Raw genomic sequence first — 15,107 nt, 5'->3', positions numbered from 1 at the left:
CCGGGCCCCTTATAAGGAGAGACAACATGATCAGCGCCCGCAAGCGGAAGGCTCCCCCAATCGCCCTCCTGGTCCCCGCGCTGCTGCTCCTCCTCGCGGCCTTTACGCCGGCCGCGGCGGCGGAACCGATCCCGATGGACGCAAACGGGCTTCCCATGTGGGAGGTCCGGGAATGGAACGACTTCCCGGTCCGGATCGAGCTGGGATCCTACGACGAACTGGAAACACTCCTGGAACGCGTCCCAATCGCCTCCTTCAACAAGGAGCAGGTCCGCGTCTTCCCGCTCGGGGAGAAATCGGTGCGGATCGTGTTCGAACCGCGGATCACCGACGAGGAATCCCGCGCGCTCCGCGCCGCCGGCTACGACTACGAGGAGCTTCCGGACATCGACCGCACGGTCCGCGCCGAGGCGGAGCGTCTCTGGGCGGAACAGGCCGCCGAGGGCGGCGACCGCCTGTCGAGAGGCGACAAGGGGACCTACCACACCCCCGAGCAGATCGGGACGATCCTGCACGACGTCGAGACGGCCCATCCGTCCATCGCCCAGCGGTTCAGCATCGGGACCTCCGTGGAGGGCCGCGATCTCTGGGCGATCAACATCAGCGACAACGTGGGGACAAACGAAGAGGAGCCGGAGGTCCGCCTTTCGGGCAACATCCACGGCGACGAGTCGATCTCCCAGGAGATGCTCGTCTTTCTGGTGGAGCATCTGACCGACAACTACGGGACCGATCCGGACGTCACCTATCTGGTCGATAACTACGACATCTTCATCCTCCCCTGCCACAACCCGGACGGGACGGTGGCGAACACCCGCTATAACGACAACGGCATCGACCTGAACCGGAACTTCCCCTCGCCGGACGGGGACATCGGCGGCGACGGCACCTGGACGGAGGAGGTGGAGACGGTTCATTTCAAGAACTGGGGGTTCGGCCGGCACTTCGTGATCAGCGCCAACTCCCACGGCGGCGCGCTGGTGGTGAACTACCCCTGGGACTACACCTACACGCTGCACCCGGACAACGACGCGCTGATCCAGCTCTCGCTGGAGTACTCCACCTACAACCTGCCGATGTACAACGGCGACTGGCCGCAGGGGATCACCAACGGCGCGCAGTGGTACATCACCAAGGGATGTCTCCAGGACTGGTCGAACAACGAGACGGACTGCATCGACGTCACGCTGGAGCTTTCGGACGTCAAGGAACCGTCGGCGAGCCTTCTCGAGGATTTCTGGGACGACAACGAGGAGAGCTACGAGCACTACATCCGGGCCGCGCGGTACGGCGTGAACGGGATCGTCACCGGTTCCGACACCGGCCTCCCGCTGGACGCGACGATCACCGTCTCCGGGAACGCGATGCCGGTCCACACCGACCCGGAGAACGGCGATTACTACAAGCTGCTCGACACGGGAACCTACGACGTCACCTTCAGCGCCTCCGGGTACATCGACGAGACCCACTACGGCGTCTCCGTCACCTGGGGATCCGCGACGGTGCTGGACGTGGATCTCGATCCGGTCGCCTACGGCGCGGTGAGCGGTTTCGTGCGCGAGGTGGGAACCAACGACGGGCTGGACGCGGAGATCGAGATCCGCACCTACCCGGGCGACGTCTATGTCACTACCGCGCAGAGCGATGACGGCTCCGGCGGCGCCTACTCGACGAACCTGGTCTACGGTGAATACACCTTCCACGTCTCCTGCCCGGGCCACACGAGCGCGGACCGGCAGGTGACGGTGGACGCCGCGACGGAGACGGAAGACTTCCTTCTCGGCGTGGTGACGCAGGCGATCCTCTTCGAGGACGACTTCGAGGGCGGCTCGTCGCAGTGGACCGGCGACTGGGGGCTCTGCACCTCCACGGCACACGGCGGGACGGCTTCCATGGCGGACAGTCCCACCGGCGACTACGCCGACAAGGACACCACCATCTGCGTCATAGCCTCGTCCATCGACCTCTCCGAGGCGGAACAGTGCACGCTCAGCTTCTGGGCGCGCTGGGACATCGAGGAGAACTGGGACTGCGCCGTGCTGGAGATCTCCACCGACGGCGGCTCCGGCTGGACGCCGCTCCAAACCGCCTACACGGTGGACGCGAGCGGCCAGGGAACGCAGAAACCGGCGGGCATCCCGGTCTTCGAGGACACGCATACCGGATGGGTGGAGAACGTGGTCGATCTCGCCGCCTACGATGGGGAGACGGACGTGCTCTTCCGTTTCCGCCTGAAGAGCGACACGTCGATCCACCAGGACGGATTCTATTTCGACGACTTCCAGGTGCGCGGCATGCAGGTCGCCACCGGAGTCGAGCTGGCGGCGCCCGGCGCGACCCGCCTCATGGGCAACTCGCCGAACCCGTTCAACCCGATCACCACGATCCGGTACACCCTCGCCTCGCCGGCGCGGGTCGACCTGGACGTGTTCGACCTCTCGGGGCGGCTCGTGCGCTCCCTGGTTCGTTCGCGGACGGAGGACTCCGGATCGCACAGCGTGGTCTGGGATGGACGCAGCGACGCCGGACGGCCCGTTTCATCGGGCGTGTATTTCTACCGCCTCAACGCGGGCGACACGCAGTTCGTCCGCAAGATGGCTCTGATTCGGTAACCGCTCCCCGCGGCCCGAAAACCGTATCGATCGCGCCCCCGTCGAAATCCGGCGGGGGCGTTTCTTTTGCGCGCCCGGGCGGCGCGCGAGTCGTCATGGTATAATGGAAACACACATGAAGAAACGTGTCCCCGGCCTCGGGCGCGTTCCGCTCGGAAGGGTCCGTCCGCGCAAACGTCGACGAGGAGAAACACCTTGCCCCCCCGAAGCGAAGCGATCATCGGCTCGGCCCCCCGTCCGAGAGGCGGCCTCCTCTTCTTTTCCCTCCTCTTCTCCGTCGGTTTCCTCCTCCTCCTCCTCGCCGGGTGCGGAGAGGATAACCCGGTCGATTCCACCGGTCGGCCCGACATCGGGGATATGGCCTATGTGCCGCCCGGTTCGTTCACGATGGGGGACGGGGAGGCGTACTGCGGCGAGGACGAGCGCGAAGTGACCCTGACGAGGGGCTTCTATCTGGGAAAATACGAGGTGACCAACGGGGAGTACCGGGACATGTTGCAGTGGGCGTACGACCAAAGCTACGTGGCCGTGGAGGACAGCCTGGTCGTCGACAATATCGTCGGCGACCTTCCACTTCCCCTTGTGGTATTCGACCGATTCTGTCAGCTCTCCTTCCACGAGGGGGTTTTCTCGGTGGCCGAGGGGAAAGAGAATCACCCGATGATCGACGTCACCTGGTACGGCGCGGCGGCGTACTGCGATTGGCTCTGCATACGAGAAGAAATCCAACCGACGTACGATCACTCCTCCTGGTTTTGGCCCTTCAGCGACGAGGACCCCTACGAAGCAACGGGGTATCGCCTCCCGACGGACGCGGAGTGGGAGTACGCGGCACGCTTCGACGACGGAAGGCTCTACCCGTGGGGAGACGATCCGCCGGACTACGGCCGGGCGAACTACATGCAGTGCATCGGTGGCGACGCCCCGAAGACATCGCCCGTGGGGAGCTATCCCGCCGCTCCTTCCTCGCTCGGGTTGTACGACATGGCGGGGAACGTGTGGGAGTGGTGCTACGACTGGCACTCCTGTTCCCCGGGGACTTCGGCGGTGATCGATCCGATCGGCCGAATCGACGGGGCCCACTGTCCGGGACGGGTCTTGCGGAGCGGCTCCTGGTTCAGTTACGAAGACCGCATGCGGGCCGCGAGTCGATACTGGTTCAAACCGTGGAACTCGTTCTACAACTTCGGATTCCGCATCGCCCGCAGCGAATAGAACGTTACCCGCAACCGAAGGCGCGGACCTCCTGCACCACCGCGCGCCATGCCCGGAATCGGGGAGAACGGTTGATCCCGACCCGATTCTCCCGGCGCATCCCGGGACCTTCCCGGACAATCCCCGATCCACTCCGCGCCTTATCCGAAAATCCGCCCCCAATCCATTACCCGACCCGAAGATGCTCGGCGCGATGATCACCGAAAATCTCTCCTTCCCCTTTTTCGGTGCAGAACGCTTTCTGGCGCAGTAACTTTAACAGGCGCCGGCGGCTGAGGGGGGCCGCGCGCGCCCGTGAAATGTTCGAAACGCGCCGGCCGCCCGACCCCATCCGGCCGGTGGGCGGAAGAGGAGGAATATCATGGAAGAGTTTATCCGGAAAGCGGTGGATATGATCACCACCTGGGGCGTCGACATCCTCGGCGCCATCGGCATATTGATCCTGGGGCGGATCGCCGCCGGCATCATCCGGGGCGCCGTCCGGAAGGTCATGCGAAAAGGGAACGGTGATCCCGGCCTCGTGAAATTCGTCGGCAACATCGTCTACTACCTGATTCTGGTCTTCGCGATCGTCGCGGCGCTCGCCGAATTCGGCATCCAGACCACGTCCTTCGTCGCCATTCTGGGCGCCGCCGGTTTCGCCATCGGTTTCGCCCTGCAGGGATCTCTCTCCAACTTCGCCTCCGGCGTGATGATCCTCGTCTTCCGGCCCTTCCGGGTCGACGACTACATCAGCGCCGCGGGCGTCTCCGGTTCGGTGAAGGAGATCGGGCTCTTCGCCACCACCCTCGCCACGCCGGACAACGTGAAGATCCTCGTCCCCAACAGCAAGGTGTACGGCGACACGATTCAGAACTACTCCGCCTACGACACGCGCCGCGTGGACTGGTCGATCGGCATCGGCTACGGCTCGTCCATCGCGAAAGGGAAAGAGATCGTGCTCGGCGTGCTGAAGGGGGATTCCCGCGTGCTCGCCGACCCCGCGCCCATGACGGCGGTCTCGGAACTGGCCGACTCAAGCGTCAATCTGGTCGCCCGAGCCTGGGTGAACAAGGCGGACTATTGGGACGTCAAGTTCGACCTGACCCGTAAAATCAAGGAAGAGCTGGACGCCGGCGGCGTGGAGATTCCCTTCCCGCAGCGGACGATCCACATGATCGGCGGCCGGAGCTGACCGGAGCCGGGAAGGAGGACGGATTCATGTTCTCTCGGATGATCGCGCGCGGCGCCGGGATCCTCCCGGTGGCGGCGCTCCTTCTCGCGACGGCGGGCGGCGCCGGCGCGGAGGAGAAGAAACTGGAAGTCGGCCGCTGGTATCCCACGCTCGAATCGGGCGTCAACCTCACACAGAGCGCCTACAGCGACAACTGGAACGGAGGGGACAAGGGCTCCATCGTCTGGAGCTTCATCACCAACGCGGGCCTGGAATCGCAGCTGAACGAAAGGACCAACTGGACCAACCAACTCAAACTCGCCTACGGGCAGACCCACCAACAGGCTCGCGACGACGCGGGGGAACGAGTCTGGGAGGAGCCGGAGAAGTCGACGGACCTGATCGATTACGAGACGGTGTTCCGGTTCACCATGGGCTGGGTGGTCGATCCCTACGTTTCCGGCCGTTTCGAGAGCCAGTTCCACGACGCCTCGGACCCGGAAGGACGCAGCCTCCTCTTGAATCCCTTGAAGTTCAAGGAGTCGGCCGGCTTGGCGAAAAAGATCATCGCCGAGGAAGAGCGCGAGCTGCTCACGCGCGTCGGCTTCACCTTCCGCCAGAATCTCCACGATTTTTACGTGAATCCGGCGCCGGACGACGCCACCGAGAGCGAGACCACCCACGACGGCGGCTTCGAATGGGTGACGGACTGGAAGACGAAGATCCTGGAGGAGAAGGTCTCCTGGACGTCCAAGCTCTCCCTCTATCAGCCCGTTTTCTATTCCGACAAGCCGACCTTCGAGGACGACCTGACGGCGGCCGAGATCGAGGCGGCGGGGTTGCCCACGGACGTGGCGAACTACACCACCACCCTCGACGTGGACTGGGAGAACATCTTCACGACCCAGATCACCTCTTACCTGTCCGTCAATCTGTACACCCGCTGGATATATGACAAATACGACAACTCGGTGCCGCCGGTGCTGGACGAGAACGGCGACCTGAAGAATCCCGACGAAGTGAGCGCCGCGATCCGCAAGGGGGGGCAGTTCAAGCAGACCCTCTCGATCGGCATCACTTACCGCTTTCTATAAAGGAAGCGCCGCTGTTCGATGAAGACCCCCGCCGCGCGGGCCGCGACGGGGGTCCTTCTTTCGGCGCGGCGATGTCAGCGCCTCTTGGGGGGAGGCTTCGGCTTTGCCCGCGGCGGCGGCTTCGGCTTGGTCCGCGGAGGCGGCGCCTTGACCTTCCCTTTCACCGGTTTCGGCGCGGGGTGGATCTTCGCCTTCGCGGGCGGCGGGCGACGGGTCCGGACCCACTTCCGGTGCTTCACGATCGCCCGGGCGAGCGGCCTCCTTTTCGCCGTCCAGACCACGTGGCGCCGGAACGCCGGCCGGAGAGCGGGACGCGCGGCGAGAACCGTCCGGTATCCCCAGTAACGGCGCGCGAGCGCCGGACGGCGCGCCCAGAGAATGCGGTGTCTCCAGACGAGACGATGAATCGATGGCCGACGCGCCGCGTAAAAGTTGTAGCGACGAAGCGCGTAGCGAAGGCGCGGCCGGGGCGCGAGCCAGAGGCGGTGCGCCCGATAGCGGTACGCCGGTTGCGGGTTGAGGCGGAGCCAGCGATGCAGCCGCCAGTGCGCGCGGTAGACCGGCGGGTGGGCGCGCATATAGACGACGAGGGCGACCAGCTCGGGATCGTCGCCGTCGTAGGAGGGCTCCTCCTCGCCGGCGTAGAACGCCTCCTCTGCCTCCGCGTCCTCCTCCAGCTTGGAGAGCGCCCCGCCGTACTTCGCCAGAAACGCGGTGTCCTCGGCGGCGGCGGCTTCCGCCTCTTCGATTCTCTCCGCCAGTTCCGGTTCCGCCGCGAGAAGACTGTCGTAGGCGGCGAGTTCGACGGCGGCGGCAGGGTCGGCCGCGGCCGCTTCCTCAACATCGCCGAGAAGCGCCTCCATCTCCGGGTCCTCTTCGATCGCGCCCAGGAAACGCTCCTCTTCCGCGGCGAGCGCCGAGTCGGCGGCCAGAGAGTCCTGCAGGGCGAGGAACCCCTCCTCCAATTCTTCGTCGGCGCCCAAGGCGTCGTTGATCTCCTCGATGCGCGCGTGCTCCTCCGGATTCTCCTTCAGGAGTTTCTCATACTCCTCGTCCACCGCCGTGTCCGCCGCCGCGCCCCCCGCAAAACAGGCGACCAGCAATCCGACACCGAGAAAGCACGCGGCGTCTCGCATGAAACGGTGCATGTCCACCTCCTTCCCGTCTCGCCCCCAGCCTAAGAGAGCGGCGAGCACCGAGGCCAGGAAAAAGCGGGCCGCGGATTCTTCCCCTTCCACGCCTCCCCGCCCGGCGAACGCCAGACAACGCCAACGCCTTTGTTTTTAGGGGGTTGTGGGCCCGGCGCGCGTCCCCGATCGGCCCACACCTTCCCATTTGCGCCGCCGGGGCGATCGTGTATACTGTATGGTCTGTGATCGTCCCGGCTCCGGGGTCGGGACTTCGCATGGGAATGTCCGCGCCCATCGCCGGGCGCTTCGGTCCCGCGGGACCCGCATGGAGGAATATCGAATGGCGAAGAAGAGCAAAGGGGTGCGCATCATGATCACCCTGGAGTGTACCGAGGCGCGCAAGGAGGGGAAGCCCCCGTCTCGCTACACCACATTCAAGAACAAGCAGAAGACGCCCAGCCGTTTGGAGCTGAAGAAGTACAACCCCTTCTTGCAGCGGCACACGGTCCACAAAGAGATCCGATAATCCTGCGAGGCGCCCCGCCCTGCGGCGGGGCGGGAGGGCGGCGATGGCGGAGACGATCTTCACCAAGATCCTGAGCGGTGAGATCCCCTGTCACAAAGTGTACGAGGACGATCTCGTGCTCGCCTTCCTCGACATCTTTCCGCTCGGCGAAGGGCACACTCTGGTCATCCCCAAGGAGCCGGCGGAAACCTTGGATCGCCTCTCCGACGAATCGGCCGCCGCGATCGGCCGCGTCCTTCCGCGGATCGCGCGCGCCGTAATGGCCGAGACCGGCGTTTCCGCTTACAACGTGCTGCAGAACAACCTCGCGGAAGCGCACCAGGAAGTGCCGCACGTGCACTTCCACATCATCCCCAAGCCGTCGGCGGAAAAGGGTCTCGGTATCGGTTGGCCGAAGGGGAAGCTGGACCACGGGAAGGGGGCGGACCTCGCGAAGCGGATCGCGAAGCGCTTGGAAGGGAGATAGCCCCGGCCGACAGCCTGCGCGCCGAGAACGGGCCGTCCGGCCTGTTTTTTTTATACATAAAAACGGCGGGCGCCGGGCCCGCCGCATCGCTTTTCCCGCTCCTCAACCGCGCTCGATCAGTTCGCCACGATGTTGATCAGGCGCCCCTTCACATAGATCACCTTGCGGATCGTTTTCCCCTCGACGTGACGGGCGACCCTCTCTTCGGCGAGCGCCAGCGCGCGGACCGTCTCCTCGTCGGCGTCCGGCGACACGCGGATCTGCCCGCGCAGCTTTCCCATCACCTGCACGGCGATCTCGATCTCGTCCTCGACGAGATAGCTCTCGTCGCAGGCGGGCCAGGAGGCCCGTGAGATCGATTCTTCGCGGCCGAGCATCTCCCAAAGCTCTTCGCAGATGTGGGGCGCCAGGGGCGAGAGCATCCGCAGGAAGGGATCCGCCACCACGCGGGGGATCGTTTCCCGCGGCACCATCGCGTTGTTCAGCTCGATCAGCGCGGCGATGGCGGTGTTGAAGCGCAGTCCCTCCATGTCGTGGGAGACGCGGTGAATCGTCTTGTGCAGCAGGCGGAGGGTCTTCTCGTCCGGCTCGTCGTCGCTCACCAGAAGCCCGCCGCTCCGGTCGTCCACGAAGTTCCGCCAAACCCGCTGCAGGAAACGGTGCACGCCCACCACCTCCTGGGTGCTCCACGGCTTGGAGACCTCGAGCGGCCCCATGTACATCTCGTAGAGGCGCAGGCTGTCGCAGCCGAATTCCTCGACCATCTCGTCCGGCGTCACCGCGTTCTTGAGCGACTTTCCCATCTTGCCGTAGCTACGGGTGGCCGGACGGCCCTCGTAGGTCCACGCGCCGCCCCGCTCCTTCACCTCCTCGGCGTTCACGTATATGCCGCGCTCGTCCTGGTAGGCGTAAGCCATGATGTAGCCCTGGTTGAAGAGGCGGCCGAAGGGTTCGTCGGTGGAGACATGGCCGAGGTCGTAGAGCAGCTTGTGCCAGAAACGGGCGTAGAGCAGATGGAGCACGGCGTGCTCCACGCCGCCGAGATAGAGATCGACTCCGCCGGGCGCCATCCAATAACGCTCCTTCTCCGGATCGACGGGGCGCGCGTCGTTCTTCGGGTCGATGAAGCGAAGGTAGTACCAGCAGGAGCCGGCCCACTGGGGCATGGTGTTCAGCTCCCGCTCCCACGTTTCGCCGTCGATCTCGACGAGTCGCCACTCTTCCGGGGCGCGGGAGAGAGAGGGGCGCGGGGGAACGCCCGGGTCGTCGCCGGTGGGCGGCCGGAAGTCCTCCATCTCCGGGAGAACCACGGGGAGATCCTCGTCGTCCACCGCCCGCACGCGACCGTCCGGACCGTGCAACACCGGGAAGGGTTCCCCCCAGTAGCGCTGCCGGCTGAAGAGCCAGTCGCGGAGTTTGTACTGCACCTCGGCGCGGCCGATCCCGCGGCGTTCCAGCCAATCCGTGATCTTCCCCTTCGCCTCCGGCGTGTCGAGACCGTTCAGGGAAACCTCGTCATTCGCCGAATGGATCGACGCCCCTTCACCGGCGAAGACGTCGTCGAGCGCCTCCGGGGCGCGAAGGTAGGCGTCCAGGGTCACCCCGCGCCCGTCGAGCCACTCCGGCGAGGGCGTCACCACCGGGCGGATCGGCAGGCCGAACTGCTTGGCGAACTCGAAGTCGCGCTGGTCGTGGGCGGGCACGGCCATGATCGCGCCGGTGCCGTATCCCATCAGCACGTAGTCGGCGATCCAGATCGGGATCCTTTCGCCCGTCGTCGGATTGACGGCGAAGGCGCCGGTCGGCACGCCCGACTTGGTCTTCGCCTCCACCTGGCGATCCACGTCGCTCTTGGAAGCCGCCTCGCGGCGATAAACATCCACCGCGTCCTTTTGATCGCCGGCGGTGATCCGGTCGACCAGCTCGTGCTCCGGCGCGAGCACCATGTAAGTGGCGCCGAAGAGCGTGTCCGGCCGGGTGGTGAAAACGGGGATCGACGCCTCCGTCCCCTCGACGGGGAACTCGACCATCGCTCCCTCGCTCCGGCCGATCCAGTTCCTCTGCATCATCTTGATCGATTCGGGCCACTCCACGTCGCCGAGCCCATCGAGAAGACGTTCGGCGTAGGCGGTGATGCGGAGCATCCACTGCCTCAGGGGACGCTTGTAGACCGGGAAGTTCCCCCGCTCGCTCCGGCCGTCGGCGGTCACCTCCTCGTTGGCGAGCACCGTCCCCAAGTCGGGGCACCAGTTGACCGGGACCTCGGCGATGTAAGCGAGGCGGTGCGCGTCCAGGGAGGCGCGCCTCTCCGCTTCGTCCAGATCGGACCAGGGGCGCGCCCCGTCGAACCCCTCGGCGCCGGGGGGAATCGTCTCGTTCTCCGGCCCGACACGAAGCGCCCCCTTGTCGAGGGCGTCCTCCAGCTCGGCGATCGGCCGCGCCTTGTTCCGCGCCGGATCAAACCAGCTGTCGAAAAGGCGAAGGAAGATCCACTGCGTCCAGCGGTAGTAGCCCTCCTGGATGGTCGCCAGCTCACGGTCCCAGTCATAGGAAAGACCCAGATCGCGGAGCTGCCGCCTCATATTGGCGATGTTTCTCTCGGTGGTGATCCGCGGGTGGACGCCGTGCTCGATGGCGTACTGCTCCGCCGGGAGACCGAAGGCGTCGAACCCCATGGGGTGCAACACGTTGTGGCCGGTCATCCTCTTGTGCCGGGCGACGATGTCCGTGCCGATGTAGCCGAGTGGATGGCCGACGTGCAACCCCGCGCCGGACGGGTAGGGGAACATATCCAGCACGTAGAACTTCGGCTTCGAACCGTCGAAGCCGGGGTCGCCCGGACCGAGAGTGCGGAAAACGCCCCGCTCTTCCCAGTACGCCTGCCACTTTTTCTCGATGGATCGAAAATCGTATTTCATGATCCGGCGAGTATAGCACGGGCCGGAAAGGGGAGAAAAGAGGGGGGCGGCGGATGGGGTCGGGAGGGTCCGGCGCGCGAACATCGGGACGCGAGAAGGCCGTCCGGGCGCCCTTTGAACACGCCGCCTTTCGCAACGGTTCGCCCCCAACACCTTCACGCAACATTCTTTTCCATGTTGACCACAATCCTTCGGCTCATTTATATTGATTTCATGTACTTCGCGAAAGGGGGTGCGTCGTGCGAATTCGCCGATTCATTGCCGTGCTCGCCTTCTTTGTCCCCGCCGCCGCCGCTCTCCGATGCGCCGACGACACGAACGGCCCCCAGGAAAACAGCGCGCCCCTGCCGGAGCGCATCTACTGCTCTGTGTTCGTCGGGGAAAACCAGAACCCCGCGCTCGAGACCGTCGCCTTCGTCATCGAACGGGACGACTCCGGCGCCGAGCCGGATTCCTTGGTCCGTCTTTATCAGGATCTGATCCCGCCCCACCCCTTTCCCGAAAACGCCTGCGCCCTCGAGTCGCTCTACGTCGGCGAGGACTCCGTCTTTTTCCGCATCCCCGCCGGCATGGGGTACGGAATGGCCTGCCCGGGGTGGCGGTTCTCTTCGCGGCGGGATGGAGAGTCGATCGGCGGCGCGGCCGTCTCCTGCGATACGAGCGCGGCGGATTCCCTGCGCTGGGCGGGGGTGGCCTGTCCGTGCGACGGGGGGTGCGAATCCGAGCCGGAGAGCGCCGCTACGTACAGTCACCCACCCCTGGTTCGGCGGCTCTATCTGCCCACCTATCCCTCGTTGGCGCAGGCGGCGGGAATCGAGGGGACGGTCGTCGCCGAGGTGTTCATCGATCGGTGCGGGGAAATAGTGCACGCGGAGATCGCCCAAACCCCCTCGGAGATTTTCGAGCAGTCGGTCCTCGCTGCGCTGCAACTGGCCGCATTCCATCCCGCCCGCGCCGGCACCCTTTTCGTCCGGTCCCGGGTGCTCATCCCCTTCAAGTTTTGCATCAACGACGCGAAGGGAAAGGGCGAGGCGGACATCGACGAGAGGGCCGGCCAGATCCTTCAGATCTCGGCGATTTCGGCGACGCTGCCGTAGACACGGCTCGGGCGGAAGGGGAACTCGTCCAGATCGGTCTGTCGCCCCACGCCGGTCAGCACCAGGATCGTCTCGATGCCCGCCTGCACGCCGGCGAGGATGTCGGTGCGCATGTTGTCGCCGATGATAACGCTGTTCTCGGAGTGGGCGTCCACGCTGTTCAGGGCGGCGCGGAGCATCCAGGCGCTCGGCTTGCCGATGTAGAAGGGCTTCCTGCCCGTGATCCTCTCGATGGGCGCGCAGAGCGCCCCGCAGGCCGGATGTCCCTTCGGCCCCGCTACGTCCGGGTTGGTGGCGATGAATCGAGCCCCCTGCATGATAAACCACGCCGCCTTCCGGATCATGTCCCAGTTGAAGGCGCGCGTCTCGCCGACGACGACATAGTCGGGGTCGATGTCGGTGATGGTGAAGCCGATGCCGTACAGTTCATGGGTGAGCGCTCCCTCGCCGATGACGTACGCCTTACGTCCCTCCTGCTTCTCCAGAAAGGCGGCGGTCGCCATGGCGGAGGTGTAGAAGCAGGAAGCCGGCACGTGGATCCCGGAGGAAGCGAAACGGTTGCGTAGATCCTCGGGCGTCTGGGAAGGATAGTTCGTGAGGAAAACGAGCGGGGTTTCCTTCTCGAGCAATCCGCGAACGAAGCGGTCCGCCCCTTCGATCAGGTTGTTGTCCTGCAGAATGACGCCGTCGATGTCGCAGAGGACCGCCTTGCTCACGCTCCGAACCTCCCGCCGCGGGCGGGGGGCCCGACGGTACGTCGGATTCTAGCAGCCCTGCGACGCCGCCGCAATCGCCGCGGTCGCTCCCGTCACCGCCGGGCCGGCCGTCGTGCTACATCGTATGGAAGGTCTCGCCGTCGTAGAGGTAGCGCTTGATCTTGCGGGTAGTGGTCTTGGCGAACTCCTCCTCCACGACTCGAAAACGCCGCACCCGTTTGAAGGTCTCGAGGCCGCGTTGGCGGCGCTCGATCTCCGCACGGAGCAGGGCGGCCACGTCCCGGTCGTCCGCCCGGCGTCCCGCTTCCTCGAAATGGAGGTCGATCTTCTCGTAATCCGGGTGGATCAGCGCCGCCGGGTCCTCGCCGTAACCGGCATCGCGCCTCACGCCGATCACCAGCGACTCGGCGATCAAGGGGCTCCGATTCAGGTGCATCTCCACCTCCTCGGGATAGACGTTCTTTCCGCCGGGGGTGACGATCACGTTCTTGCGCCGGCCGGTGATGGTCAATCGGTGTTCCGCGTCGATCCGCCCCATGTCGCCGGTGCGGAGCCACCCGTCCGCGCCGAGCACCGCCGCCGTCCCCTCCGGATCGCCGTGATAGCCGAGGAAAACGTTCGGGCCGCGGACGCATATCTCGCCGACGCCCTCTTCGTCCATGTCGAGGATCCGGCACTCCACGCCGTCGATGGGCGGTCCCACCGTGCCGCGCCCCTTCCGGTCGGGGCGGTTCACGTGGGTGAGCGGGCTCGCCTCGGTGAGACCGTACCCCTGAAGCAGTCGGATCCCGATGCGGTCGAAGAAGAGAGAGACCGTGGGGTCGAGGGGGGCGCCGCCGCTTACGAAGTAGCGGGTCCCCTCGAAACCGGCGGCGCGCCGGAAAGGGCGGAAGAGAGGGGCGCCCCAGTCGCGGCCGAGACGCTCCCCCGCCGCCGACAACCCGGCGTTCAGACGAAAATAGGCGCGCGCCGCCCGGCCCCGGCGGGCGACGCCGCGACGGACGCCGTCCCGCAGCTTCTCGAAAAGGAGAGGAACGCCGACCAGCACGGTGACGCCGGTATCGCGCATATCGGCGACCAGGTCGGCGCTTTTCATGCTGCGGGCGAAGGTGATCGAGCTTCCGCAGTAGAGCGGCAGGAGTATTCCCGCCATCATCTCGTATGCATGGTGGATGGGGAGCACGGAGAGGAAAACGTCGGCGGCGCCCAGATCGAGGACGCGCGCCGCGGCGGCGACGTTGGAGGCGATGTTGTTCTGGCTGAGCACCACCCCCTTGCCGTGCCCCGTTGTGCCTGATGTATAAAGGATAATCGCCGGATCGTTCGGATCCGTCGGCGGCAACGGCGGCGCGCCCGAATCCATCCCCTCCCGGACCAGCTCGGACCATGCCTCGGCGCCGGGTCCGTCGTCCATGTCGACGATCTCCACCAGCGAGCGGACCGGCTCCATCTCGTCGAGAACGGACCGGTGGCGGCCGGAGACGAAGAGAATGCGCGCCTCGGATTCCGCGAGGATGTGGCGGACGGCGCTCCTCTGCATGGAACGGTCCACCGGCACGATCACGCCCCCCGCGGCGATCGTCGCGAGGTATGCGGCGACCCACTCCGGCCGGTTCTCACCGAGCACCGCCACGCGCCCGCCCCGCGGAAGCCCGCGCGCGGCGAGCCGCCGGGAGAGGGCGCGCACCGTCTCCGCGAACGCCTCATGGGAGATCGTATCGTATCCGGCGCCGGAGGGGGAGCGGACGCGCATCGCCGGGCGGGCGCCGTACTCTCGGGCGCACAGATCCGCCATCGCGGCGAGGGGGATCACGCCGCGGCCGGAATGCGGATGCTCCTCATCGCGCCGGGCCATCTCTTCTCCGGGGGAATGTCGCCCTGCTCCTTTCCGGATTGTATCTTTTTCCGGGCTCGACGAGGGGGAAAGCGGCGAAGGGGAAAATTCCCACCGTGCCCCGAAGGGATACCGGTGGAGGAAGGAAAGGCACCCTCACCCTCCCCGCCATCCCCTCCGCCTCCTCTTCGGACGGGCGGTGTGATCCTTCGAGGAGAAGGGGCGGGACGGGGGCCCCCACCTCTCGAGGTGCGTGAGAAACAGCCGCGCGAGGTCGCACCCTTGTGGGAACTCCGTGGCGATCACGAACCCACCCAGGGGGCGGCACGCCCCGGACTCCGAGAGG

General features: G+C 65.9%; 11 protein-coding genes. 7 read left to right on the top strand and 4 right to left on the bottom strand.

The window, feature by feature from the left end; all coding sequences use genetic code 11:
• The first annotated feature begins 26 nt into the window (after positions 1-26).
• The 4 genes from JW958_00435 (at position 27) to JW958_00420 (ending at position 6,074) form a co-directional block, all read left to right on the top strand.
• Positions 27-2,612 (top strand): immune inhibitor A, encoded by a 2,586-nt coding sequence (locus JW958_00435; protein ID MBN1824696.1) that lies wholly within the window; start codon positions 27-29, stop codon positions 2,610-2,612.
• Between the two features lie 195 nt (positions 2,613-2,807).
• Positions 2,808-3,827, top strand: a complete 1,020-nt coding sequence (locus JW958_00430; protein ID MBN1824695.1) for an SUMF1/EgtB/PvdO family nonheme iron enzyme — start codon at positions 2,808-2,810, stop codon at positions 3,825-3,827.
• Positions 3,828-4,188: 361 nt separating this feature from the next.
• Complete coding sequence (locus tag JW958_00425; protein MBN1824694.1) at positions 4,189-5,001, top strand: mechanosensitive ion channel; 813 nt, start codon at positions 4,189-4,191, stop codon at positions 4,999-5,001.
• Between the two features lie 26 nt (positions 5,002-5,027).
• The gene (locus JW958_00420; GenBank protein ID MBN1824693.1) at positions 5,028-6,074 is read left to right on the top strand and encodes a DUF3078 domain-containing protein; all 1,047 of its coding nucleotides are present in this window, start codon (positions 5,028-5,030) and stop codon (positions 6,072-6,074) included.
• 74 nt (positions 6,075-6,148) lie between these two features.
• Here the strand turns inward: JW958_00420 and JW958_00415 are convergent, their stop codons facing one another.
• Positions 6,149-7,222: a hypothetical protein gene (locus tag JW958_00415; GenBank protein ID MBN1824692.1), complete on the bottom strand. Its 1,074-nt coding sequence runs from the start codon at positions 7,220-7,222 to the stop codon at positions 6,149-6,151.
• Between the two features lie 322 nt (positions 7,223-7,544).
• On the opposite strand from JW958_00415, the gene rpmG reads away from it, so the two are divergent.
• Positions 7,545-7,730, top strand: a complete 186-nt coding sequence (rpmG, locus tag JW958_00410; GenBank protein ID MBN1824691.1) for a 50S ribosomal protein L33 — start codon at positions 7,545-7,547, stop codon at positions 7,728-7,730.
• Positions 7,731-7,773: 43 nt separating this feature from the next.
• Complete coding sequence (locus JW958_00405; GenBank protein MBN1824690.1) at positions 7,774-8,196, top strand: HIT family protein; 423 nt, start codon at positions 7,774-7,776, stop codon at positions 8,194-8,196.
• A 116-nt stretch (positions 8,197-8,312) separates the two neighbouring features.
• On the opposite strand, the gene JW958_00400 is transcribed toward JW958_00405, so the two are convergent.
• Positions 8,313-11,114, bottom strand: coding sequence for a leucine--tRNA ligase (locus tag JW958_00400; GenBank protein ID MBN1824689.1), 2,802 nt, complete (start codon positions 11,112-11,114; stop codon positions 8,313-8,315).
• A 239-nt stretch (positions 11,115-11,353) separates the two neighbouring features.
• Here JW958_00400 and JW958_00395 point away from each other — a divergent pair, with 239 nt between their 5' ends.
• Positions 11,354-12,211: an energy transducer TonB gene (locus JW958_00395; protein MBN1824688.1), complete on the top strand. Its 858-nt coding sequence runs from the start codon at positions 11,354-11,356 to the stop codon at positions 12,209-12,211.
• On the opposite strand, the gene JW958_00390 is transcribed toward JW958_00395, so the two are convergent.
• Positions 12,178-12,927: an HAD-IIA family hydrolase gene (locus JW958_00390; protein ID MBN1824687.1), complete on the bottom strand. Its 750-nt coding sequence runs from the start codon at positions 12,925-12,927 to the stop codon at positions 12,178-12,180. The genes JW958_00395 and JW958_00390 overlap by 34 nt on opposite strands.
• 115 nt (positions 12,928-13,042) lie before the next feature.
• Positions 13,043-14,782, bottom strand: coding sequence for a long-chain fatty acid--CoA ligase (locus tag JW958_00385; protein MBN1824686.1), 1,740 nt, complete (start codon positions 14,780-14,782; stop codon positions 13,043-13,045).
• Between the last annotated feature and the right edge of the window lie 325 nt (positions 14,783-15,107).

Source organism: Candidatus Eisenbacteria bacterium (assembly GCA_016930695.1).
GTDB lineage: Bacteria > Orphanbacterota > Orphanbacteria > Orphanbacterales > Orphanbacteraceae > JAFGGD01.
This window is presented reverse-complemented; position numbering and strand designations above follow the sequence as displayed.

Coding starts and splice junctions, on each gene's coding strand:
- JW958_00435 (MBN1824696.1), top strand. CDS start 27: ATGATCAGCGCCCGCAAGCGGAAGGCTCCCCCAATCGCCCTCCTGGTC.
- JW958_00425 (MBN1824694.1), top strand. CDS start 4,189: ATGGAAGAGTTTATCCGGAAAGCGGTGGATATGATCACCACCTGGGGC.
- JW958_00420 (MBN1824693.1), top strand. CDS start 5,028: ATGTTCTCTCGGATGATCGCGCGCGGCGCCGGGATCCTCCCGGTGGCG.
- JW958_00415 (MBN1824692.1), bottom strand. CDS start 7,222: ATGCACCGTTTCATGCGAGACGCCGCGTGCTTTCTCGGTGTCGGATTG.
- rpmG (MBN1824691.1), top strand. CDS start 7,545: ATGGCGAAGAAGAGCAAAGGGGTGCGCATCATGATCACCCTGGAGTGT.
- JW958_00405 (MBN1824690.1), top strand. CDS start 7,774: ATGGCGGAGACGATCTTCACCAAGATCCTGAGCGGTGAGATCCCCTGT.
- JW958_00400 (MBN1824689.1), bottom strand. CDS start 11,114: ATGAAATACGATTTTCGATCCATCGAGAAAAAGTGGCAGGCGTACTGG.
- JW958_00385 (MBN1824686.1), bottom strand. CDS start 14,782: ATGGCCCGGCGCGATGAGGAGCATCCGCATTCCGGCCGCGGCGTGATC.